24 protein-coding genes are annotated in these 24,363 nt (G+C 41.1%); 20 read left to right on the plus strand and 4 right to left on the minus strand.

Features of this window, described 5'->3' with window-relative positions:
• Window positions 1-155: 155 nt before the first annotated feature.
• The 8 genes from yycF to rlmH all read left to right on the plus strand — a co-directional run bounded on the left by yycF (window position 156) and on the right by rlmH (window position 7,967).
• Window positions 156-863, plus strand: a complete 708-nt coding sequence (yycF, locus tag ACXQIQ_RS13275) for a response regulator YycF (protein WP_439301872.1) — start codon at window positions 156-158, stop codon at window positions 861-863.
• A 5-nt stretch (window positions 864-868) separates the two neighbouring features.
• Window positions 869-2,698, plus strand: a complete 1,830-nt coding sequence (walK, locus tag ACXQIQ_RS13280; protein WP_439301871.1) for a cell wall metabolism sensor histidine kinase WalK — start codon at window positions 869-871, stop codon at window positions 2,696-2,698.
• Window positions 2,695-4,137, plus strand: a complete 1,443-nt coding sequence (gene yycH / locus ACXQIQ_RS13285) for a two-component system activity regulator YycH (RefSeq protein WP_439301870.1) — start codon at window positions 2,695-2,697, stop codon at window positions 4,135-4,137. Before walK ends, yycH begins: the two co-directional genes overlap by 4 nt.
• A gap of 3 nt (window positions 4,138-4,140) precedes the next feature.
• A complete protein-coding gene (gene yycI / locus ACXQIQ_RS13290; protein ID WP_439301869.1) occupies window positions 4,141-5,004 on the plus strand; it encodes a two-component system regulatory protein YycI in 864 nt (287 codons plus the stop codon).
• Window positions 4,979-5,794, plus strand: coding sequence for an MBL fold metallo-hydrolase (locus ACXQIQ_RS13295; RefSeq protein WP_439301868.1), 816 nt, complete (start codon window positions 4,979-4,981; stop codon window positions 5,792-5,794). Before yycI ends, ACXQIQ_RS13295 begins: the two co-directional genes overlap by 26 nt.
• A 151-nt stretch (window positions 5,795-5,945) precedes the next feature.
• Window positions 5,946-7,148, plus strand: coding sequence for a S1C family serine protease (locus ACXQIQ_RS13300; RefSeq protein ID WP_439301867.1), 1,203 nt, complete (start codon window positions 5,946-5,948; stop codon window positions 7,146-7,148).
• 92 nt (window positions 7,149-7,240) lie between these two features.
• Complete coding sequence (locus ACXQIQ_RS13305; protein ID WP_439302030.1) at window positions 7,241-7,405, plus strand: CxxH/CxxC protein; 165 nt, start codon at window positions 7,241-7,243, stop codon at window positions 7,403-7,405.
• An 82-nt stretch (window positions 7,406-7,487) separates the two neighbouring features.
• Entirely contained in the window at window positions 7,488-7,967 is a 480-nt protein-coding gene (gene rlmH, locus ACXQIQ_RS13310; RefSeq protein ID WP_439301866.1) for a 23S rRNA (pseudouridine(1915)-N(3))-methyltransferase RlmH, read from the plus strand.
• 127 nt (window positions 7,968-8,094) lie between these two features.
• On the opposite strand, the gene ACXQIQ_RS13315 is transcribed toward rlmH, so the two are convergent.
• Window positions 8,095-9,096, minus strand: coding sequence for a tRNA dihydrouridine synthase (locus tag ACXQIQ_RS13315; protein ID WP_439301865.1), 1,002 nt, complete (start codon window positions 9,094-9,096; stop codon window positions 8,095-8,097).
• A 272-nt stretch (window positions 9,097-9,368) separates the two neighbouring features.
• Here ACXQIQ_RS13315 and ACXQIQ_RS13320 point away from each other — a divergent pair, with 272 nt between their 5' ends.
• The 5 genes from ACXQIQ_RS13320 (at window position 9,369) to ACXQIQ_RS13340 (ending at window position 14,176) form a co-directional block, all read left to right on the plus strand.
• On the plus strand, window positions 9,369-10,157 hold the full coding sequence (locus tag ACXQIQ_RS13320) for a GNAT family N-acetyltransferase (RefSeq protein ID WP_439301864.1): 789 nt from the start codon (window positions 9,369-9,371) through the stop codon (window positions 10,155-10,157).
• Between the two features lie 652 nt (window positions 10,158-10,809).
• The gene (locus tag ACXQIQ_RS13325; RefSeq protein WP_458025558.1) at window positions 10,810-12,312 is read left to right on the plus strand and encodes a malate:quinone oxidoreductase; all 1,503 of its coding nucleotides are present in this window, start codon (window positions 10,810-10,812) and stop codon (window positions 12,310-12,312) included.
• A 317-nt stretch (window positions 12,313-12,629) separates the two neighbouring features.
• On the plus strand, window positions 12,630-13,073 hold the full coding sequence (locus ACXQIQ_RS13330; RefSeq protein ID WP_439301863.1) for a hypothetical protein: 444 nt from the start codon (window positions 12,630-12,632) through the stop codon (window positions 13,071-13,073).
• Window positions 13,074-13,126: 53 nt separating this feature from the next.
• Complete coding sequence (locus tag ACXQIQ_RS13335; protein WP_439301862.1) at window positions 13,127-13,762, plus strand: NUDIX hydrolase; 636 nt, start codon at window positions 13,127-13,129, stop codon at window positions 13,760-13,762.
• A 6-nt stretch (window positions 13,763-13,768) separates the two neighbouring features.
• Window positions 13,769-14,176, plus strand: a complete 408-nt coding sequence (locus tag ACXQIQ_RS13340) for a YbaN family protein (protein ID WP_439301861.1) — start codon at window positions 13,769-13,771, stop codon at window positions 14,174-14,176.
• Window positions 14,177-14,271: 95 nt separating this feature from the next.
• On the opposite strand, the gene ACXQIQ_RS13345 is transcribed toward ACXQIQ_RS13340, so the two are convergent.
• From ACXQIQ_RS13345 to ACXQIQ_RS13355, 3 genes are all read right to left on the minus strand, one after another.
• Entirely contained in the window at window positions 14,272-16,176 is a 1,905-nt protein-coding gene (locus tag ACXQIQ_RS13345) for a diguanylate cyclase (RefSeq protein WP_439301860.1), read from the minus strand.
• 16 nt (window positions 16,177-16,192) lie between these two features.
• Entirely contained in the window at window positions 16,193-16,594 is a 402-nt protein-coding gene (locus ACXQIQ_RS13350) for a hypothetical protein (protein WP_439301859.1), read from the minus strand.
• Window positions 16,595-16,671: 77 nt separating this feature from the next.
• Window positions 16,672-17,385 (minus strand): DUF421 domain-containing protein, encoded by a 714-nt coding sequence (locus ACXQIQ_RS13355; protein WP_439301858.1) that lies wholly within the window; start codon window positions 17,383-17,385, stop codon window positions 16,672-16,674.
• Window positions 17,386-17,576: 191 nt separating this feature from the next.
• On the opposite strand from ACXQIQ_RS13355, the gene ACXQIQ_RS13360 reads away from it, so the two are divergent.
• The 7 genes from ACXQIQ_RS13360 (at window position 17,577) to aceB (ending at window position 24,350) form a co-directional block, all read left to right on the plus strand.
• The gene (locus tag ACXQIQ_RS13360; protein ID WP_439301857.1) at window positions 17,577-18,521 is read left to right on the plus strand and encodes a BMP family lipoprotein; all 945 of its coding nucleotides are present in this window, start codon (window positions 17,577-17,579) and stop codon (window positions 18,519-18,521) included.
• 3 nt (window positions 18,522-18,524) lie between these two features.
• Entirely contained in the window at window positions 18,525-20,177 is a 1,653-nt protein-coding gene (locus tag ACXQIQ_RS13365) for a methyl-accepting chemotaxis protein (RefSeq protein ID WP_439301856.1), read from the plus strand.
• Window positions 20,178-20,502: 325 nt separating this feature from the next.
• Window positions 20,503-21,033 carry a GNAT family N-acetyltransferase gene (locus ACXQIQ_RS13370; RefSeq protein ID WP_439301855.1) on the plus strand — a complete coding sequence of 177 codons (531 nt, stop codon included), beginning with the start codon at window positions 20,503-20,505 and terminating at the stop codon, window positions 21,031-21,033.
• Window positions 21,034-21,046: 13 nt separating this feature from the next.
• Window positions 21,047-21,865 (plus strand): AraC family transcriptional regulator, encoded by an 819-nt coding sequence (locus ACXQIQ_RS13375; protein ID WP_439301854.1) that lies wholly within the window; start codon window positions 21,047-21,049, stop codon window positions 21,863-21,865.
• Between the two features lie 47 nt (window positions 21,866-21,912).
• Window positions 21,913-22,275, plus strand: a complete 363-nt coding sequence (locus tag ACXQIQ_RS13380; RefSeq protein ID WP_439301853.1) for a VOC family protein — start codon at window positions 21,913-21,915, stop codon at window positions 22,273-22,275.
• Between the two features lie 238 nt (window positions 22,276-22,513).
• Entirely contained in the window at window positions 22,514-22,648 is a 135-nt protein-coding gene (gene yhfH, locus ACXQIQ_RS13385; RefSeq protein WP_439302028.1) for a protein YhfH, read from the plus strand.
• A gap of 112 nt (window positions 22,649-22,760) precedes the next feature.
• On the plus strand, window positions 22,761-24,350 hold the full coding sequence (gene aceB, locus ACXQIQ_RS13390; protein ID WP_439301852.1) for a malate synthase A: 1,590 nt from the start codon (window positions 22,761-22,763) through the stop codon (window positions 24,348-24,350).
• The last annotated feature ends 13 nt before the right edge of the window (window positions 24,351-24,363 follow it).

The raw sequence follows: 24,363 nt of genomic DNA on the forward strand, positions 1-24,363 counted from the left end.
CCTACCGGAGGTTTTTCTATAAATTTTACAAGAAACGAGCAAATTTCCTCATATCGGGTTAGTGTGGTAAAATAAGTGAAAACTATGAAAAATAATTATAATGTTATATATGTACTTGAATTGGTTTTAACTTTTCTGAAAAGGAGACCATCAACATGGATAAAAAAATCTTAGTAGTAGACGATGAAAAACCGATTGCAGATATTCTGCAGTTCAACCTAGAAAAAGAAGGATTCAATGTCGTTTGTGCGTATGATGGTGCAACAGCTTTAGAAAAAGTAGAAGAAGAAATGCCGGATATGATCTTATTGGATATCATGCTTCCTCAAAAGGACGGTATGGAAGTTTGCCGTGAGATCCGCAAGAAATTTGACATGCCGATCATCATGTTGACGGCTAAAGATTCCGAGATCGACAAAGTCCTAGGATTGGAGCTTGGTGCAGATGATTATGTGACCAAGCCTTTCAGTACACGTGAACTGATTGCGCGTGTGAAAGCCAATATGAGACGTCACCAGCAAGAAGGGGACAAGGAAGGTATCGATTCAACAAGCGAAATCAAAATCGGTGCACTTACCATTCACCCGGAAGCGTACTTAGTGACAAAACGCGGTGACACGATTGAACTGACCCACCGTGAATTTGAGCTGCTTCACTATATGGCGAAGCATACAGGACAAGTCATGACTCGTGAGCACCTATTACAGACTGTTTGGGGTTACGATTACTTTGGAGACGTACGTACAGTTGACGTAACGGTTCGTCGTTTAAGAGAAAAAGTGGAGGATAACCCGAGTCATCCAATGTGGATCATTACACGTCGCGGAGTAGGGTATTACCTTAGAAATCCAGACCAGGAGTAGTTTACATGAAAAAGGTTGGCTTCTTTAAATCTATACATTTTAAGTTTGTTGTGGTATATATTCTTCTCATCCTGATCGCCATGCAAGTCATTGGCGTTCTTTTTATGGATCGACAAGAACAGAAATTACGAGAAAACTTCACAAAGAACATCGACGAAAATGCAGACATGATTGAAGTTAACGTAGAGGAAGAACTCGAAAATATCCTGACACAATCAGATAAAGAAGCTCCTCAAGAAAGATTATCTTCTTTGTTACAGGATTTTTCATTCACATTTTCTGATATTGATAAGATGATGGTGGTCAATCTAGACCAACAGATTATAGCCGCGGATGATGAAGATTTAGTCGGAAAAAAATCAACTCAAAATTTAATCTCCCAAGCACTTTTAGGTCACAGTACAAATGATATCTTTCAAATAGAAGATGGAGATCAGCTTGTACGCACATATGTTGTATCTAAACCTGTTCGCTCTGCTCAAAATGGGCAATTATTAGGAGCTCTATATCTCGAAGCCTCTATTGAAGATATTTATGGTTTGTCGCGAACACTCAACGAAATTCTCGCAAATGCGACAATTATTGCCCTGGCAATTACCGCATTATTAGGAATTGTCCTCGCGAGTACGATTACACGACCTCTAGCGGATATGCAAAAACAAGCTCAAGTAATGGCAAGAGGAGATTTTACACGTAAAGTTAAAGTGTATGACAAAGACGAAATCGGACAACTTGCGGCTTCATTCAACGATTTGACTAAAAAACTTCAAGAAGCGAATGAAATCACAGAGAGCGAAAGGACAAAATTACGTTCTGTCCTTTCTTACATGACAGATGGTGTTATTGCAACTGACCGTGATGGATTTATTATTCTCATGAATGATCGCTCTGAAGAAATGTTGTCCATGTCCAGACATGAAGCGATGGGTAGATATTTACCTGAAGTGTTGGGGATAGAGAAAGACTTTTCAATTGATAAATTAGAGGAATCTTCAAATTCCTTAATATTGGATTATAGTTCTCATGAAGTGCCATTCATCCTACGGGCAAGTTTCTCTGTCATTCAAAAGGATGATGGACCCGTCAATGGAATCATTACCGTATTACATGATGTAACAGAGCAAGAGCAGATTGAGAGAGAACGTCGAGAGTTCGTTTCGAACGTTTCCCATGAACTCCGTACGCCATTGACGACGATGAGAAGTTATTTAGAAGCATTAGAAGAAGGTGCGATGCAGGATGAGAACTTGGCACCTAAGTTTTTGAGTGTAACCCAGCAGGAAACAGAGCGTATGATTCGATTGGTAACGGATCTGCTTCAACTTTCCAAGATGGACAACAAAGATTTCCGACCTAATTTCCAAAAGGTCAACCTACGTGAGTTAATGCTGCAGGTAATTGATCGTTTTGAGATGTCGAAAAGTGATCAGATTACTTTTGAAAAACATATATCAGATAAACCTTTACCTGTAAGAATCGATCGTGACAAGATTACTCAGGTGCTCGATAATATCATCTCTAATGCTTTGAAATATTCACCTGATGGAGGTAAAGTGACTTTCCATCTGAACAAAGATGGGAAAAGTGTCCACATCAGTATAAAGGATGAGGGAGTAGGTATCCCGAAGCAGAATCTATCTAAAATTTTTGATCGATTCTATAGAGTGGATAAAGCAAGGTCTAGGGAAATTGGCGGTACTGGACTTGGTCTAGCTATTGCAAAAGAAGTCGTCATTGCGCATAATGGTCAGATTTGGGCTGAAAGTGAGTATGGTAAAGGTACAACTATACATGTGAAGCTCCCCACTCATCAAACTAGGGAGGCAAGTGCATGATGTCAGTAAAAAATTTACTAGAGAGTATGCATAAGTTCTACTCATCTTTATGGGATAATATTGAAAGAATTAAATCCGTCCTTCTTACTCTGTTGATCCTTCTCAGCATTTTTTTGACATGGAATCTTTGGACGTATACACCCCAAAACAATGTGCTTGAAGAACAAGAACCATTCAAGTCGGCTATTGAGGAAGGGGAAAAGAAGAAGTTAAGTGACATCATCCAACCTAAGCAAATCATCCTTCATGAGAATGGTAAACATTATTGGTTTTATGGATATGGTCAAGAAAAGTTATACAATTCAATCCAATCAAATCTTTTAACCTCTGGAGATATCAAAAACAAGAAAATTGAAAATCCTGAATATGGAATTACTATCTCTTATCCAACTCCAATCCCAGTGGAAGTACTGAAAGAGACATTTAACTTTAGTGGTGAGAGCGCAAGAGCTAAATTGAATGGGGACAAAGCTGTAGAAAAAATAATTTGTTTCAAGGAAAACAATGGTTGGAAGCTACAATTTATTATTGGAGACAGAAAATCAAATTCTGAAACAGACCAAATAGTAAACTCAAATCAAGTTATTGAGTATCAATTAAGCAATCCTGATGATATTGATAATACAGTTGTAGAATTAGAAGAAGATGAAGATATTGAGAAAACAGAAGTGGTACAGCGTAGTTTTCAGCGGAAAGATTATTACTGGCCGAAGGAGAACATGACACTTGATAATTACAAGGTTCCTGCGAACACAATAGATATAGAGTTATTCGTAAAAGCACTACTTCCGCCAGATGTGGTTTCTAAAACCTCTAATGAAACAGAGACGACTCTCTTTTTAAGACAACGGAGTCAAATCAAGTACTTTAAAAATCGTGAGGAATTCACGTACATCAATAATCAATATAGTCAAGAAGAGGTTATTAGGCAGAATGCAATTATTCAGAGCCTTGATTTTATTAATAGTCATGCAGGGTGGACTTATGACTTCTATTTAGAACATTATTATGATGCAGAAGAAGACCCAACAACCAACAATAAACAAAAAGATTTGACATATCGATTGTTAATGCATGGTTTCCCGGTTATGGAAGGATTACCAGGGAGCAGATCTATCGGTAGTATGGATCTAGAGTATACGTATAATCAGGTGACCAAATATAATCGCTATCTAGATTTTCCTGAAGAAGACTATAAACATGTACCAGTCGGGGAAACGAAGATTCAGGATGATGAGGCAGTTCTTAATGCTTTAAAAAGGCTAGAGGAAACTTATAGTAATCTAAAAGTTACTGATGTAACGATTGGTTACAAAGCCAATAAGGAACAAGATGTTGATAGGTATGACATTGTTCCAACATGGTTCTATAAAAGCGGATCTTCCTGGGTGGAACTTGATATTGACACAAATGAAACACCTACGAATAAAGGAGGATAACTTATGGATTGGAAAAACATTAAAACCATTTTCATCTTTACGTTCCTCCTGTTAAATTTATATTTAGGTACAGAATTTTATAATAAAGTGAACCCAGACCTAGACATCTTAAATGAAGAGACGCAAAAAAAAGTTAATGAAATTATTGATTATAGTAAATCTCTCCCTAAAATTGAGAAGAAGTTATTTATCACTACAGGGACAGTAAAAGAATTTACGGATGAAGATATAAAAGAGTTCACTAATCATAATTCGAATCAGGAAATTAATTTAGGCCCTACAAATGAGGGTGAAGATAAGCGAATCATTAGTGCAATATTGAATAGTCCATATCCATTTACTCCAGATAGTGAAGTTAAAGGACAACTAGAGCAATTTGTAGAAAATTATATTCCAAATGGAGAACAGTATAAATATTGGAAGTACGATGAGGAGCGAAACATCTACATTTTCACACAGCATCTGGATGGCATTCAATTTTACTTCGAGAATTATATTGCTGATAACAATCTTACTGGAATGATTGAAATCTACGTAGATTCCCAAAGTAAAGATCAGAATGAATCTAAAACTTCAAAACATCAAATTACTAGTTATCGGTTGACCCAGATGGAGTTAAATAAAGAACAAGAAGTGAAAAAGTTTTTGACTGCAGAAGAAGCATTGTTAGTTCCTGATATTAAGCCTCGAACAACTCTGGAGGATATTAAACTGCTTTATTTTACATCCATCAATAATGAAAGTATCAAAGTATTTGTACCGAACTGGTATATTGTTACGGAGTCGGATGAATGGATGGTTGATGTTACGGATTCCAATGACATCAAGCTGGATCAGGAGAATGAAGAAGAAAGCGAAGTGGAGTAACTTGAGATTTAGTGTATTGGCAAGTGGAAGCACAGGGAACGCCTGTTATATTGAGACCGACCAAAGTCGCTTGCTGGTCGATGTCGGTTTAAGTGGGAAGAAAATCGAAGGATTGTTCAAAAAGATCCAACGTGACCCTAAACACTTGGACGGTATTCTAGTGACCCACGAGCATAGCGATCACATCAAAGGGCTCGGTATCTTGTCTCGTCGTTTCAAGTTACCGATCTATGCGAATGAAAAGACATGGCTAGCCATGGAAAGTCAGATCGGTGCGATACCGACCGATTTAAAATTCCAGTTTGATTGTGAACGTGTGAAAACCTTCGGTGATCTGGATGTCGAATCGTTCGGTGTATCACATGATGCTGCGAGCCCTCAGTTCTATGTCTTTCATCATGAAGGAAAGAAGCTGACCCTGGCGACCGATATGGGATACGTGAGCGACCGGATTAAATGGACTGTGAAGGATTCGGACATGCTTATTTTTGAATCGAACCATGATATCGACATGTTGATGATGGGACGTTATCCATGGAACATTAAACGACGTATCCTTGGAGATCAAGGGCACGTATCGAACGAGGATGCGGGTGAAGCGCTCGCTGAGATCATCGGAGATCGCACGCGTCGCGTCTATCTTGCGCATTTGAGTAAAGATAACAATATGAAAGATTTAGCGAGAATGTCTGTTCAACAGACCCTTGAAAAGCATGGGTATCAGATTGGTGAAGAGCTCGGTCTATACGATACGGATGCCGAACATCCTACTGAGCTCATCACTGTATGATTTAAGCAATTGAATACCGTTTAAGGACCGTCAGTAACGGAAATATAGTAAGTGATAGACAAATGTCAAAAATCACCCAAATTCCGGTACTAGGCGGTTTTTTTTTTCTTATAATGGGTATACCAAAAGTAGTGAAAGGGCTGATGTTAGAATGGGTTACTATGATGATGGATATCGTAATCCTCAGAAACCGACGAGGAATCGATCAAGAAGCTTTTTAATGGGACTAACCGGGGTACTGCTGGGTGCTCTTTTAGTTATATTTGCGACCGATTTCGGGTTGTTTTCTGGTGATGTGAAACCGGATCGCAATACGGAAGCAAACGGTGACACGACTGAGACCACACCTGGTGAAACGATTAACGTGGATGTGAACACAGCCATCACTGAGGCCGTTGAAAAAGCCCAGGGAGCCGTCGTTGAGGTCGAAAACATCCAAGGATCAAGCCTATTTGAGCAAGAAAACAAAGCCGGAGTTGGATCGGGTGTCATATATAAAAAAGAAGGCGGAAATGCCTACGTCGTGACCAATCATCACGTAGTCGCAAATGCCGGTCAAATCGAGATCGCATTAGTAGATGGCACTAAACTGGATGCTGAATTACTAGGTTCTGATGAAATCATGGACCTTGCTGTGTTAAGAGTAGATGGAAGTAAAGTTGAAGATGTAGCTGAATTTGGCAGCTCCAGCACTTTAAAACCAGGAGAACCTGCGATTGCTATCGGGAACCCGTTGGGGAATTTTCCAGGTACAGTCACACAAGGAATTGTCAGTGCGGCGGACCGTACAATCCCAGTCGATCCGAATGGAGACGGACAACCCGATTGGCAAGCTGAGGTCATCCAGACCGATGCAGCAATCAACCCTGGTAACAGTGGAGGAGCTTTAATCAATATCAAAGGTCAAGTGATTGGAATCAACTCGATGAAAATTGCACAACAAGCGGTAGAAGGGATCGGGTTTGCGATACCATCTGATATCGCTCGACCGATCATTGCAGATCTTGAGGAACATGGACAAGTGAAACGTGCATATATGGGAGTGGCAATCGTTCCTCTCACTCAAGTATCGAATTATCACCGCCAACAAACATTGAAAATTCCGAGTGATGTAAATCAAGGTGTCGTCGTGACACAAGTGGAGGCGACTTCACCAGCAGGTAAAGCCGGATTGAAAGAATTTGATGTCATCATCTCACTCGATGGTGAAAAAGTGGAATCACCTGCAGAGCTGCGAAAGCATCTTTATTCTAAGAAAGATATCGGCGACGAGATGGAAGTAGAGTTCTACCGAGAAGGTGAAAAGCAGACAACAACCATCACGTTAGGAGAAACACAAGGCCAAGGAGAGTAATCCACACTCTCCTTTTTCTTTCGCATATTTTAAATGTTTACTGAAGCTCTGTGCTACACTATTAACATGTGTATAACTAACAAAGGAGTGTGATGGACGTGATTGCTTGTTGTAAAGAGCACGTCGAACTGGCCATTGATATCATCGTTGACGAGCATGAAGTCGCTCCGGAAATGCGGATATTGACGGAGGAAGAGCAATTATCCACAACCTGTGAATATTGCGAAAAACATGCCATATATATGGTATCAAACTAATGTTCCTATACTGAATGTGGATAGAAATTGTGTATATGTGGATAAAAATTGTGGATAACGTGTTTATAGAGGTGGACAACCTGTGAATATACAAATTATTAGTGTTGGAAAGTTAAAAGAAAAATATTTAAAACAAGGAATAGCAGAGTATGTGAAGCGGCTAGGACCTTACGCAAAAGTGGAGATCATTGAAGTTCCTGATGAAAAAGCGCCGGAACAATTAAGCGAAACGGAAATGCTACAGGTAAAGGATTCGGAAGGCCATCGGATCCTTTCTAAAATTGGACAAGACGTACATGTGGTAGCCCTTGCTATTGAAGGGAAGCAGCAAACCTCTGAACAACTGGCGAAAAACCTCGACCAACTCGCAACGTATGGAAAGTCAAATGTCGCGTTTGTAATCGGAGGCTCATTAGGCCTGAGTGATGAGGTTTTGAAGCGCTCCAATGAACAGCTCTCTTTTTCTAAGATGACCTTTCCTCACCAACTGATGAGACTAGTGCTGGTGGAGCAGATCTATCGTGCTTTTAAGATTAACCGAGGGGAACCGTACCATAAATAGAGAAAGTGAGTTATGAAGCCAATCAGCTACATAACTCACTTTCATTTTGTTTATAAAAAAAAGAGAGAAAAGCCCGAAGGCTCCTCTCTCCTGAAATAGCTCATAAATAATTCAATTCATACGTGACTTAAGAAACAGAAAAACCTTTCTCTTCCTGAATGCCGTCTTCTTTCGCTGCAAACTCATCCAGTAGAGCACGTACTTCGTCCGTCGATTCTGTTTCCATCAGTTGATTCCTTAACTGACTTGCGCCTCGGAACCCTTTGACGTAGATCTTAAAGAAGCGGCGGAGCGGCTTGAAGAGTCGTGGCTCTAGTTCTTCTGAATATTTATCATGAAGATCGAGCTGCAGACGTAGAAGATCGAGCAGTTCTTCGCTCGTATGCTCCTTCTTCTCTTTCTCGAAGCAGAACGGGTTATGAAATACGCCTCGTCCAATCATAATGCCGTCTACGCCATATTTTTCCGCAAGTTCAAGTCCCTTTTGGCGATCAGGGATATCCCCGTTGATGGTCAGAAGCGTATGTGGAGCGACTTCGTCACGAAGTTTCTTGATCTCCGGAATGAGTTCCCAGTGCGCATCGACAGCACTCATCTCCTTCTTCGTACGGAGATGGATGGAAAGATTGACGATATCCTGTTCCAGGAGATGCTTCAGCCAGTGGCGCCATTCATCCACTTTCGTATAACCGAGGCGTGTCTTCACACTCACAGGGAGTCCTCCTGCTTTAGCTGCCTGGATCAGTTCCGCTGCAACTTCAGGACGGCGAATCAGCCCGCATCCTTTTCCATTCCCTGCAACATTCTGCACAGGACATCCCATATTGATATCAATGCCACGGTAGCCCATTTCAGCCATGCCAATACTCATTTGGCGGAAGTATTCAGGCTTGTCTCCCCAAATGTGAGCGACGATCGGTTGTTCATCTTCCGTGAACGTAAGACGCCCTTTTACGCTGTCTTTTCCTTTCGGATGGCAGTAGCTTTCCGTATTCGTAAACTCTGTAAAAAATACGTCAGGTCTCGCTGCTTCACTTACGACATGACGAAAAACGACATCCGTCACAGCTTCCATTGGTGCCAGAACAAAAAACGGTCGCGGCAACTCATGCCAAAAATTATCTTTCATAGTATATCTGAACCCTTTCCTTAATGGAAAATATATTTCCAAAATTAAAAAGCGAATATATTTCAATCATATCTATTAACATTTAGGTTAGATTTCAACCATTATATACTTTAATAGTATTGCACGAAAAGTGCAAGGGAACGAGCCATGTTGCTATAAACCAGATTATTCCATTTCGGTCTTGCTACTCTAATTTGGCTTACATAGTAAATAGGAACAGTATTGTTGGAAATGATAGAATGGATGAAAAATAAAAGAATAGGCGGTAAACAATGGATTTATTAAAACAGATTGAAGAGTTGAATTTTGCACTATTACAGTCCTTTTCAAATAAACAAGATCGAACGTGGGGTGTTTTGTTTTGGAACAAGCACCAGCCAGACTATTATGATGCCAACCATGCTCATGTAAGTGAACCACCTGACCACCCTGAAAAAGTAATCGATGAGGTCATCTCATTTTATGAGGCTTTGAATATCATTCCAAGATTTTATTTATATAACGTTGATTCTTTGACGAATTTCATTGCTCTTTTAAAAGAGAAGGGCTTTCAATTTGAAGACTTTTCCCAGCCCATTCAGCTCTGGAATAAAGAAGTCATACAGTTACCAATCAATAGCGAAGTCATGATAGAAAAAGTAACCACTAAGAATTATCACGACGCATTAACGGTGGAGTGCCAGATAAAAGAATTTGGAGGGAAAGCCGTTCGAGAAAAGGCTTTTGAAACTGAATTCAACGATCAACGTTATACGCATTTTTTATTAAAATATAACGGAACACCTTGTTCCACTGCGTGCTTATTTGTTCATGGCGACCAAGGAAGAATAGAAAGCGTCGCCACAATTGAAGAATTTAGAGGAAAAGGATTAATCGGCTCTATACTCCAGCACATACAAAAAGAAGCTCAAACCCTCCAACTAGAACAACTATGGGTTCATCCGATCAATGAACGAGTTGAAAAGGTGTATAGTCGTTATGGATTTAATACGATAACGACCTTACAGACCGGCCATGCTTTTTTAGGTGGAAAAAGTGTTAAGGAGATACAAGGACAATAAAATACAATATTAGAATAAGGTCCATTCATAAGAATGGGCCTTTTGAACGTCATAAAATTTACAAAACATCATACAAATGGATATAAGCAATGTGCTTTTTTGCCGTTTTTTTAAATGAAGAAAGCTTGTTCGATGTGGGTACTTTCCAAATTTGGAGGTGGACGGATGCCTGAATTCATTGAAAAGAGGCACAGGGTGTCAACAAAGCCGAAAGGTCAAGAGTTGAATTTCGAAAGAATGTTTGAGGAAGACGGAAACTTTCTTGATCACATCCCACTTGATGAGCTGCAAAAGCATATGAGAAAGACAAAAACCTATTACAAAATTAAGAAAAGAAAAAGATGAGAATAAAAAATTGGAGGCAACCCTTGTATGTATGCATATAAAGGGTTGTCTTGTTTTTATACTAAACCAAGGTCATGATTTTAGGACCTCGGTTTTTGTTGTTTTCTAGGACAATATCCATAGACTTACCTTTTTTACCAGCCCAAAATAGTGTATAATTATCAGATAATAGTACTTTTTTGAATAATAATGAATTTTAATAGATTGAAGATCGAAAAGGTGTGTTCCTAAGTTTCGACCTACATTTCAACATCTAATCAGGAGCGCCTATTCTTTTTATGCAAAAAAGAAGATAAGGATGATGAGCATGAGCAACTTGCAGAAAAAAACAGACGTTATCTTAATTGGTGCTGGAGTCATGAGCGCGACTTTAGGATCGATATTAAAAGAGTTAGCACCTGACTGGGATATTAAAGTGTTTGAAAAACTTTCTAGTTCAGGCGAAGAAAGCTCGAACGAATGGAATAACGCGGGTACAGGACATGCAGCCCTGTGCGAGCTTAACTATACGAACGAAAAGCCGGATGGCTCGATTGATATTAGCAAGGCGATTAAGGTCAATGAACAATTCCAGGTATCAAGGCAATTTTGGTCTTATCTTGTAAACAGAGGACTGATTGAGAATCCACAGGATTTCATCATGCCACTGCCTCATATGAGTCTTGTGCACGGTGAGCAAAACGTCGATTTTTTGAAAAGACGATATAAAGCGCTTTCAGCTAATCCGCTTTTTAAAGGGATGGAATTTTCCGATGACCCTGAAAAATTGATGGAATGGTTGCCACTGATTATGGAAGGTCGTAAAATGGATGACTCGATGGCTGCCACCAAAATCGACTCTGGAACGGATGTCAACTTTGGGGCGTTGACGCGATTGTTGTTCGACCATTTACAAAAGGAAAACGTAGACGTCCACTATCGACATAGTGTAGAAGACCTCAAACAGACGAAGGATGGCACTTGGGAAGTGAAAGTGAAAGATATCGATGGTGGTAAAATCGAGTATCACACAGCGAAATTCGTCTTTATCGGTGGTGGAGGTGGAAGTCTCCCTCTACTTCAAAAGACAGGCATACCTGAATCGAAGCAAATCGGAGGGTTCCCGGTAAGCGGGCTGTTCATGGTCTGCAATAATCCGGAAGTTGTTGCGCAGCACGATGCGAAAGTGTACGGCAAAGCGAAAGTCGGCGCACCTCCAATGTCAGTACCGCATCTTGATACAAGGTACATCGACAACAAGAAATCATTACTGTTCGGACCGTTCGCCGGTTTCTCACCGAAATTTTTGAAAACTGGATCCAACTTCGATCTTTTCGGTTCTGTCAAACCGAGCAATCTCTTAACGATGATTTCTGCTGGGGTCAAAGAGCTCGGGCTGACGAAATATTTAATAGAGCAAGTGACATTATCAAAAGAGCAACGTATGGAAGAGTTGCGCGAGTTCATCCCGAATGCGAAGAGCGAAGATTGGGATATCGTCGTTGCAGGTCAACGTGTGCAAATCATCAAGGATACAGAAAGCGGTAAAGGGACGCTACAATTCGGAACAGAAGTCGTCAGTGCAGCTGATGGTTCAATCGCAGCATTACTTGGTGCTTCACCAGGAGCATCCACTGCCGTTCAAGTCATGCTTGAAGTATTAGAAAGATGCTTCCCAGAACAAGTAGACGAGTGGGAACCGAAAATAAAAGAAATGATCCCTTCTTATGGTGTCTCATTAGTGGACAACCCTGAGTTGATTAAGGAGATTCATTCTACAACAGCGCAGACACTTGGCCTGATTGAAAAAGAAGAAGCGGTTTACAGCTAAAAGTACATGGGAACAAAGAAAGAACCTTCGATTAGTGGAAGGTTCTTTTTCATAGACAAAGTCGAAAGGAGCTGTTCAACATCCACTTTGATCGAGTAGACATTTACACGTACCAGCTTCAAGAGTTAAAAGAATTTTACGTAGAAAAACTAGGGTTTACGCTAAAATATCAGAGCTTAGATGAAATCGTCCTTCAGATCGGTAGCAGTCAACTTTCATTCAGAGACGGTTTCCATAACTCAAAACCGATTTATCATTTTGCGTTCACCATTGCGGGTGATCATTTTAACGAAGCGAAAAAATGGTTTCGTTCCAAGGTGGAGCTGAACAAAGAGGGAAGTGACGATGAGGTCTATTTCAAGTTTCTCGATGCTCACTCATTTTATTTTCATGACCCGGCAGGTAATGTTGTGGAAATCATTGCACGGAACGCCTACAGCACCGAAAATGAATCTTTTACCATCGACGACCTCATTACCATCAGTGAGATGAATTTGACAGTAGACGATGTTTTTTCAGAGGGTGAGAAGCTATTGTCTCATGGATTCGACTTTCTAGGAGAAGGTCCTTTGGATGCAGACACATTGAACTTCATCGGTGAGCAAGAAGCTTATTTCTTACTGGGGCCACAAGGGAGAACGTGGTTCTTTTCCCATCATGTATCGGACATCTTTCCAGTAAAGGTTGAATTGAGTGGTGGAAAGACCGTCCGTGTAGACGAAGAAGGCGTTCTGTACGTTTCTGAAAACCCGCAAACATAAATGTGAGATGAGGATTTGTTATACTAATAGAAAATCACACAAGAGGTACGTGTATGAATACAAAAGATTTGATTGAAAAAGCGAAAAACCATACACCATCCATACTGGGGAACAGCAAACAATTACAATATTCTATCCTAATTCCGATTATTGAAAAAGAAGATGGCTTGCATGTTCTGTTTGAAGTGAGATCGCAAAAACTCAGGAGGCAGCCAGGAGAAATTTGTTTCCCTGGAGGAAGAGTGGATCCTGAAGACGAGAATGTTCAATTCACAGCTGTGAGAGAAGCGATGGAAGAGTTGAGAATCGCAAGAAAATCCATTACGCATGTGTATCCTTTTGATTACATGGTTTCACCTTTCGGCATGGTACTGAACACGTTCATAGGCGTGCTGGCGTGCGAAGACACTGAAATCGATCCTAATCCAGCAGAGGTGGCTGAAGTCTTCACCGTACCCCTTTCCTTCTTTCTAGAGCATAAGCCTGAGGTTCACCAAGTCCATTTCGAGGTAAAGCCGAGAGAGGATTTCCCTTTTGACCTGATTCCTGGTGGTGAGGACTATGATTGGTCAACGAGAGCGTTTGAAGAATACTTCTACTTATACGATGGAAAGGTCATTTGGGGGTTAACTGCGAGAGTACTCTATCATTTTGTACAAATGCTGAAAGGATCAGAAAGTCCGAGGTGATCATGAATGCACCAAATCATTAAGGTTGTACTTCTCATAATCGGGACCATCTCCTTATTTCTAGGGATCGTAGGCATTGTATTGCCACTTGTCCCTACCACCCCGTTTCTTTTGTTAACAGCAGCCTGTTATGTAAGAAGTTCTGAGCGGATGTACAAATGGCTGATGACAAATAAGTGGTTCGGCTCTTATATACAAAATTATAAAGCGGGGAATGGTATTACGGTAAAAGCGAAAATGATGATGCTCATCATGATTTGGTTTTCTATGCTGTATTCCGCAGTCTTCATTGCTTCTAACCTGTTCTTGAGGATTGGATTCATATTCGGTGCATGCTTCTTCACCGTCCTTATCCTCCTGGCAAAAACGTTGAAAACAGGGCAACACAATGAATATGAGCAGAAGCAATTTTGATTGAAGCAGAGGGACGGTTCTTGTTCTTCATAAATCCATTACTGAAATTGCCCACTAAAAGAGCCCCTGATACCCTCAGGAGCTCTTTTTGGTACTTATTTTAATTTTTTCAAGTCCCAATTCGCCACCGGACAACTTCTGCTGAAACGGTCTGCTATGTCTTCTGTAGATTGCAGTCTGATTTCTTCTATGACCTTAATAAACTGGTCGACAACCTCCGCATCGAACTGTGTTCTTTTTCCTCTCCTCAATTCCTCAATGGCGTGAGAGACGGATAACGGTGCCTTTCGGTATGGACGTTCAGACGTCATCGAATGGAAGGCATCTGCTACAGATAGAATGCGAGCTCCTAACGGAATGTCATCCTGCTTCAACCCTTCTGGATAGCCTTTGCCATCAGGTCGTTCGTGGTGATAGAGCACATAAGGCAATGTTTCTTCCAATTCATCCACGCAAGCAAGAATGTTATAGCCTAGTACCGGGTGAGACTTCATCATTTCATATTCTTCATCTGTCAAACGATCTTCTTTATTCAAAATATGGTCTGGAACGCCGATTTTTCCTACATCATGCAGGAGACCAGCGATGGAAATTTTCTTCACTTCCTCATCTGTCAGCCCCATGCTGCTTGCTAAAGTACCCGCGTATTTAGACACCATTTCTGAATGACTATGGGTGTATGAATCCTTCAACTCAACTGTTTTCGTCAATGAAATGATGGTATCCAAAATCCATTTCTGATCGTCTGTCTTCCGTTCATAGTCTTGATTTTTGTAAGCCGCAAGATCACGAGCGGATACGACTCGGTTTTTCCCAAGGCTTTTTGCCGTATACATCGCCTTGTCTGCCATATGTACGAGATTTTCCTCATCCGTATCATCTGGATAAATAGCGATTCCAATACTGATTGTAATCGGCGTCAGTATGCTTTCATGGCCATTTAATGCGACCATATGGCGGACTCTTTCGGCAACGGATTTCGCCGTAGCTTCATCCGTGTCTGGCATGATGATGACAAACTCTTCGCCACCGTAACGGCAAACCGTATCCTGAGGTCGGATATGATTCAAGATGACCTCCGAGATATGCTTCAGTACCTTATCGCCATAAATATGCCCTTCATGGTCATTCAACCGTTTAAAATTATCAATATCACAGAAGAGAAGTGCCATCGGTTGTTCCAGGCGTTTCGACGCTTCTACGACCTCTGAAAACTTTTGCTTGAAGTAGGCACTATTATAAATGCCAGTCAGCGAATCCGTTACACTCTTCTGATAACGATCCTCCAGGTTGTACACCATCTCATTAAAGGCAACTGCGACTTCATTTATTTCTTGACTCGCGTTCAACAAAACGTCTTCATACTCTTTCCCATGCTGAATGGAAACGGCTGCTTCACGTAAGGTCATGAGTGGTAATACGAGAAGTCTGCGGATGATTATCCATAATAGGATGATTAAGATGAGACTAACGATGAGGACGACGATGGTCATCCAAATGATACGATCCTGGATGAATGCTATTTCATTTGAATTGTCTAGATACAATTCTATAGCACCAACTGATGTACCATCTTCGAGTAAAGGGGCTACCATCCGAACGATATGTAGATCCTGATCTTTAATATGAGAGATCAATGTCTTGCCCGATTGAAAGGTGGGTGCTAATGCATCGGTGGACGCACTTCCGATTAAACTGCGATCGGTCGAGGCCATGATGGCATGCTCATTTTCATTAAGCGCATGTAAATTCAATTTGATGACGTTTTCTTCCCTATGTTTTATGTAATCAAAAATCGTTTGTACATTATCGATTGAACGGGATTCTTCATATCCCCCATTAATGGTGGTCGTAATCCCTTTCAATTGGCTTACATACGTCTTTTTCATCGCATCGTTAAAAGTGTATGAATTGAATGCAATGGCAACAGACATGGTGGCTATGATAACGGTTGAAAACAGTAGAATGATCTTTGTTTGCAGGCTCAATTTTTTGGACACCAATACTTCCTACCCTTTATTTATTCATTTCAATTTCCATTGTCTCGGAAACGCCATATGGAGTATGGTCATTGTTATGTAAGGATACTTTGATCTGATTCGTTCCTTTTTCTAGGTTTTTCAATTCGTGGGGGAAGGTTGTAACCCCTTGTTTTTCACCGTTATTGACATAGACATGGATATGTCCCTGGCCGTTGATTTTCTTTGCGCCATAATTTTCTTTTGAAACGACAAGGTCGGTTTCAACATACAAAAAAACTTTTCCGTCTTGTTTTTTCAACTCAGTTTGTAGACTTGGTTTCTTTTCTTGACTGGATGAAGTGCCTTCTTCCACGACTTCAAAATCATTATGAGAATGTGTATTGCAAGCGGTTAATAACCCGACACTGACAAGTAAGCTTAGACCGATTTTTTGCACAGTTGAATTCCTTTCTCTTTCGTTTTTTCGATAATCAAATTCTATCATACTATTTATCGTCAGATTGCCTGGATTTGTTAAAGGTTTGATAGGTTTGAGACATGCTGATGCTCGTAGGGATAAGTGACGACATATAATCCGTCCCCTTCAAGCCATTCCGCAAAAAGGACCTCTTCGATCTGATAGATTTCGTTCATTTGAAGTTGCTGTCTTAACCAATGCTCGTCTTGATTGATTTCTCTTAAGTTTTCTTTGATTACCTTCCCATCCCGTATGAGTGTAAATGGCAAATAAACGGCTTGTGGAGACATGTTGAAGTCTTCCTGAGTCGTTTTTTGATACGGTGTCTTTTTCAATATGCTGATAGAGCCGTTCGCTTCTATGAAAGCATAAGCGACTTCACGGATCGAGAAGGTTTCACTTTGTCGGAGGAGACTTTGCAATTGATTGATGTTCATGCGGTTCTTTTTTAATTGCTCATAATCGATCTGACCGTTCCGGATGACCATGGATGGTTTCCCTTCAAATCGTTGTTTTAAATATGAAAATTTCAACGCAACATAGTCCACAAGAAAAATGAGACCACCCCAAACGAGAATGGTGTAGAAAATATGGGGTAATGGGATTTTCTCATCATAGACCGCATTCCCTAACAATTCACTCAAAACAATCGCAGAAATAAAATGGAACGGTGTGATTTCATTCATCAACTTTTTGCCGATGACCCGCACTAAAAAGAAAAGCAGTAAAAACCCCAATATCAATTTGATCGACATATCCATCCATTCCATCTGCCACACCCCCAGTGCACGCTACTAATCTCATTACTTCTAGCATTTACAAGATTGATAGGATTGATACATGTAAAGGATGAACCCGCCAATATTCTTATACTGTAAAAATTCTTTCTAAAACTCGAGGGTTTTCCGGTCGATAAATAAGACATCGGACATCTTACAACATAGAGCAAAGGAGAAACACAATGAAAAAGCAGTATTGGTTGATGGTTGGATGCTTATTACTTCTATTAAGCGCATGTAACAATGAATCAGACAAAGCGATTGAAGAGAAAAGCATTGGACTTGTCGTAACGGAAAATGGTCTCGGTGACGAATCTTTCAGTGATTCGGCATTGGTAGGGTTAGAGAAGGCACGTGATGAAGAAGGTGTACTCTTTGATTATCGTGAGCCGTTAGAAGGCGATCATGAGAAGCAAATGGAAGAGCTTATCAAAAACGGTCATGATCTCATCATCGGCTTGAGCTTCCGTGTTCAAGGAGCGATGGAGACGTTGGCACAGAAATATCCAGAGCAGCAATTTGTTCTGATTGATGCAGTTTCAGACTATGAAAATATCACTTCCATCACGTTTAAAGAAGATGAAGGAAGCTACCTGATCGGATTGATTGCCGGAATGCGTACACAATCGGACACGGTCGGCTTCATTGGTGGGGAGAAGATCCCTGTCGTTGAAAAATTTGAACAAGGCTTTACAAGAGGGGTAAAAGAAGTGAACCCGGATGCACAAGTCCTAGTTGACTATACAGGAACATTTGGAGATGACAAAAAAGGAGCTCAAGTCGCGAAGAAACAGATCGACGACGGCGCTGACTTTGTATTTCCTGCAGCTGGTTTTACAGGGATTGGAGCCTTAAAAGAAGCACAAACACAAGGCATCTATGCATTTGGAGTAGACAGCGATCAATATTACTTAGCGGAAGATGCGATTGTCACTTCCATGCTGAAACGGGTAGACATTGCCTTATTTGAAATGGCGAAACAATTGAAAGAAGAGAAGGCGTTCACGGGTGAGCACAAGGAACTCGGCCTTGACCAAGGTGGAGTGGGGCTTGCTCCGATCCGTGTCATTCAATTGAATGAAAAGGAACAGTCCATACTGAACCAAGCAGAAGGGAAGGGTGAATAGGTTATGTCCATCGGAAAAAGAATTCTCATCTATTCGTCCATTCCACTCGTATTAAGTCTTGCCTTGATTGGGTTCATCATTTTTCAAATGGTAGGGATCCAAAAGTCATCAAGTAATGAAGTGCAGCTGCTCCTGACATCAGAACGTCTGAATGGTGATTTCATTTCAGCAGAACAAGCATTAAGCCATTACTCGACGAATGCATCGGAAGCGAACAAGGAGATTGCTCTAGCATCGCTCCAAACGATTCAAAAAGACATTGATGAACTGAAACCACATCTGAAAACGGATGACCAGAAACAATGGTTCGACCGAATGAGTATGAAATTTGATACATTATCTTCAACAACTGAGGACTCGTTAACAACAAACGAGGTCAATGAAGTGAAGCGTCAGGCTGCTCGTACAGGCGGTATATTGAACGATGTCTTCATGTTGAACCGTTCAGCTACTGAGTGGTATGAAGCAGAAATGGCACAAAGGAAATCCAACATCCAGCAATTGATTATTTTCACGATCATTGCAAGCATTGTGCTAGTCATTTTATCTGTCGTTGCTTCATACATGCTAACGAAACGGACGGCAAGTCCTCTTCGTAAACTTGCCCAAAATGCCAACCGCGTTGCTGAAGGTGATTTGACGGTGCAACTCGATGCCAAAGCTGACAGAAAAGACGAAATCGGCCAACTGGAAAATGCTTTTCAATACATGGTGACGAGCTTGAAAGAGACGATCCAATCCATTGAAAAAATGAATGTCGAGGTCAACCAGTTCAGTAAGGATCTTGCTGAGGAAGTCGGCATTTTAACGGAAGGCTCTAAACAGGTTGCTTCTACGACAGAAGAGCTTGCCCAGGGCAGTCAATCGATTTCACATGACATCCAGGAATCTACCACTCTAATTGAAAAAATGGCGAGTGATTTCCGGGCGAATGTCGAATCGACCAAACAGTCTCAAGTCCAAAGTGACGCTGCCTTACAGTCTGTACATAAAGGACAGTCTTCACTGACAAGCCAACGTAAGCATGTCGATGATAGTGTACAAGCAACTCGGAAAGTGGAAGAATCCGTTCAGTCCTTCGTACAGTATGCAGACCAAATCGAAAACACGGTCCAATTTGTAAAAGAGATCGCGGAACAGACGAACCTTCTCGCTTTGAATGCGGCGATTGAAGCGGCTCGTGCAGGGGAGCATGGGAAAGGCTTTGCAGTCGTAGCAGAAGAGGTACGTAAACTGGCTGATGAATCAGGGCGTGCGACCGTCCAGATTTCGAAAATGGTCCAGCAAATACAGACCGGTGTTCATGATATTCAAAAAGTGACGGTCCAATCCATGGATCTGACGAAAGAACAACAAGTATCCATGGAGCAAACGGAAGGTGCTTTCTCGAACATCAACGAACAAGTATTGGTCATTCATAACCAGTTGAAGAACCTTGTCGAAGGTGTGGAGCAATCCAATCAAATGGCGGAACAGATGGCTGCCTCGCAACAGAACATCAGCGCGGTCATTGAGGAAACAGCTGCGAGTACAGAAGAAATCTATGCTTCTACCGATCAGCAACAGCTCTCTTTCCAGGCCGTGCAAGACAAAGCGGTACGATTGGAAGGATTGGTTCGAAATCTTGAACAGCAACTGAACCGATTTAAAGTATGATAGAAAAAGCGACGGCTCCGGCTGTCGCTTTTTTCGTCTATATTTTTCATTTTTTATGGCAAATCTCTCATTCTGATCTATAATTTTTTATTTTTATGGAAAAACCGAAAATCTGATCTATCATTTTCTGTTTTTATTGGAAATACCATGATTTTTATGGGAAATAATTGTGAACAGCTCTAATGATGAGTTTTCAACCTTAAAACCGGCAAAAGTTACCGGAAAAAGAACTGCTGCACTCCTTTTTTACTGGTTTGTGAGCTGATGTATACTGTGAATGAGGAGAAATTTTCTCAAAAGCCATCTTATGAAGAGGAGAAAATTCATGATTCATTATAAAAGTTTGAAAGAGGAAGACCTATCACACGATTTTCTGAAAGACTTCAATCGTTATCAAGAAACGAACCAGATCGTATACAAGAACAATGCGGATTACATAATAAAGCAGGACCATTTTGTCGATCATTGGGACGAAGCACATAAAGCACGGGTAATTGGTGAATTGAAAAGCTGTATTATAACAGGCGGAGCGGTCATTGGGGCTTTCGATAAGGAGGCTCTCGTCGGTTTTGCCAATATTGAAGGAAAGAAGTTCGGTTCCAGAAATCAGTATTTTGAGCTCCCGTACATTCACGTATCACAGGAAAAGCGGGGACATGGCATCGGTAAGAAGCTCTTTGAACATTGCTGTGAAAGTGCGATAGAAAAAGGGGCAGAAAAGCTTTATATTGGTGCTCACCCTGCTGTTGAGACCCAGCAATTTTACCGTTCATTAGGGTGTACGTATGCAGAAGAGATTAATGAAGAGATTTTTAACAGAGAGCCATTGGATATCCAGCTTGAGTATAGATTGTGAGGAGAAGTAGATCATGCATTATGAGGAAAGGAAGCCTCCAAAAGAGCTCCAGCCCTATGTAAAATGTTTTTGGACGCTCAACCGGACGTACGATGAAAATGACAGTGCAGAAGTGTTGTGGCCTGATGGTTGTTACGAAATGATTTTTCACTTCGGAAGTGCTTATCAGGTAAAAGGTCAAGAACTCCCCGTCGCCTTTCTTATTGGCTCGTTGACGAAGTATCATGTGTTAGAAGCCGAAGGACAGATCAAACTGTTCGGCATTCGTCTGAAGCCATGGGGTTTAAAACGATTCGTCAATGAACATCTGAAAGGCTTGAAAGATCGTTTCGTACCTTTAGAAGACCTATTGAATAGCGGAGAAATCGCCCGTCTTACCCATCAGCTGGAGGAGATCCCTTTTGACGATGCCTTCAATGCACTCTCACAATTCATGATCGACGAAATAGAACATTACCCGATGGATAATCAACTCCTTGCTCAAGTATCAAGAATATACGATAACCCCATTGAAACGGACCTTTCGGAAGTCATAGAGAAAAGTCATTATTCCAAGCGCCAATTTGAAAGAAAGTGCAGCGATCTGACTGGGCTTACTCCGAAAAAGCTCAGTAAAGTCGCTCGGTTCAATCAAGTGAGGTTAAGGATCTTTTTCAACCCAACCGTTCATCTTCATGACTGTATGCATGAATTCGGTTACTTCGACTATGCCCATTTTTCCAAAGAGTTCAAAGAAAGTCTGGGGATCACCCCGAAAGAATACCAACAATGGATATTCAATCAATTCAACCAACCGAGGGATGACGTCGCTTTTTTACAAGAGGAAGAATAAGACCTCTGATACAATGAGAATAAATCAATGAAAAGGGAGTTTGATTCATGATTACGAACTTAGGAACAGTAGCGGTATACGTTGATGATCAACAGAAGGCGAAGAACTTCTGGACAGAGAAAGTCGGATTCGAAGTTGTGGTAGAACAACCGATGGGGCCGGACACTTATTGGCTTGAGGTTGCACCAGCAAATGCACAAACTCGTCTCGTCCTTTATCCTAAAGCGATGATGAAAGGACATGAAAATATGAAAGCATCCATTGTTTTTGAATGTGACTCGATTACCGAAACGTACGAGAAGATGAAGGCGAATGGCGTTCCTTTCAAGGAAGAACCGCAAGAGATGCAATGGGGTACATTCGTTCAATTTACAGACGAAGATGGAAATGAATTCATTTTAAAAGGATAACTACCTGAAACAACCATTCCTGACATCTTGGGGATGGTTTTTTAAATATTTTCCAACAAAATGAAGGTCTTTTGGTCTAAAAAAGACCTATCATTCATCGTCTTTATAGGTCTTTCTATTAAATTTTCAAAAAAATGAAAAAATGGGTACACATTTCTTTTTTATTTATGTATACTGTACTATAACAGATAGACAAAACAGATTATTGTTATATAAAAAAGGAGGGAGAATGATGAGTATGTTAGAAAATCCGGTAACATTCTTTAGAAATCTACCAAAGAAAAAATGTCCAGAATGTGGGGAGCAAATCCAAGAGCAAGCAGAATCTTACTTCATGGAGTGTGAGCGCTGCCTGGCTAAAAAAGAAGAGTAGAAGGATGAGGGAGACGCCTCGTCCTTTTATTTGCGACGAGTGGAAAGAAACCATACTTAACCATTTATAAAATTCAATACCATTGAGCTGGGAAGGAAGTGTCTGTACGTACATGAAAACAGAGGAAAAAGGCATTCAAATCAATGCTACTGTTCAACCGCAGCATGAAACAATCCTAACACCTGAAGCATTGCAATTTGTTGAAAAACTGGAACGCAAATTCGGTACTCGCAGAAAAGAGCTATTGAAACGACGTGAGATTGTCCAACAAGACATTGATGCCGGGAAGAATCCTGACTTTCTGAAAGAGACCGAAGAGATTCGACAGTCAGATTGGACCATTGCGGCGATTCCTGAAGATCTCCAAGATCGAAGGGTCGAAATAACCGGTCCGGTCGATCGGAAAATGGTCATCAATGCACTCAATTCTGGTGCAAAGGTGTTCATGGCGGACTTTGAGGATGCCAATTCACCTACGTGGACCAATTGTCTGGATGGGCAAATCAACTTAAGAGATGCCATCCGAGGTACAATCTCATTTGAAAATGAGAGTGGGAAGAAGTACGTATTGAATGAAACACATGCTGTACTAAAAGTACGCCCTAGAGGCTGGCATCTAGAAGAAAAGCATGTTCATGTAGATCACCAACCTGTTTCAGCGAGTCTTTTCGACTTCGGGCTTTACTTTTTCCATAATGCAAAAGCACTGATTGAAAAAGGAAGCGGTCCATACTTTTACCTTCCGAAGCTTGAAAGTCATCTGGAAGCAAGATTATGGAATGATGTGTTTATTTTCGCACAGGAAGAACTTGGCCTACCTCAAGGCACCATTAAAGCAACTGTACTTATTGAAACGATCCTTGCCGCTTTCGAGATGGACGAAATTCTGTATGAATTGAAAGATCATTCCGCAGGTCTGAATTGTGGAAGATGGGATTACATCTTCAGCTTCATCAAAAAGTTCAAGAACCGTCCTGAAGTAATCCTGCCGGATCGCTCACTTGTCACGATGACGGTCCCGAACATGAGAGCGTATTCCCTGCTAGCCATCCAGACGTGTCACAAGCGTAATGCACACGCGATTGGTGGTATGGCAGCGCAAATTCCTGTAAAAAACGACCCGGATGCAAACCAAGCCGCATTCGAAAAAGTGCGTGCGGATAAGGAGCGGGAAGTGAAAGATGGTCATGACGGGACATGGATCGCCCATCCTGGAATGATTCAGATTGCAATGGATGTGTTCGATGAACACCTCAAGTCGGCGAACCAAATAGACCTGAAGAGGGATGATCTGACCATCCAGGCAAATGACCTCCTTCATGTACCAGAAGGAAAAATAACGGAACAAGGTGTAAGAACGAACTTGAATGTAGGAATCCGGTATATCGCAGCATGGTTATCCGGAAGGGGAGCTGTACCTATCAACAACCTTATGGAAGATGCAGCTACTGCTGAAATCTCTCGAGCTCAAGTATGGCAATGGATTCGACATCCACAGGGGGTATTAGAGGACGGACGGAACGTAACGGTCGAACTATTCAAAGAGTTGTTAGAGGAAGAAATGACGAAGATCAGTGTCGACGTCGGCAAGGAAACATTTGAGAAGGGTCGCTTTGAAGAAGCGAGGGTCTTATTTGAGGACTTGATCTTACAAGAACAGTTTGAAGAATTCTTAACACTACCAGCTTATCAAAGATTATAAAACCGGTTAGGGA

Source organism: Pseudalkalibacillus sp. Hm43, assembly GCF_054170705.1.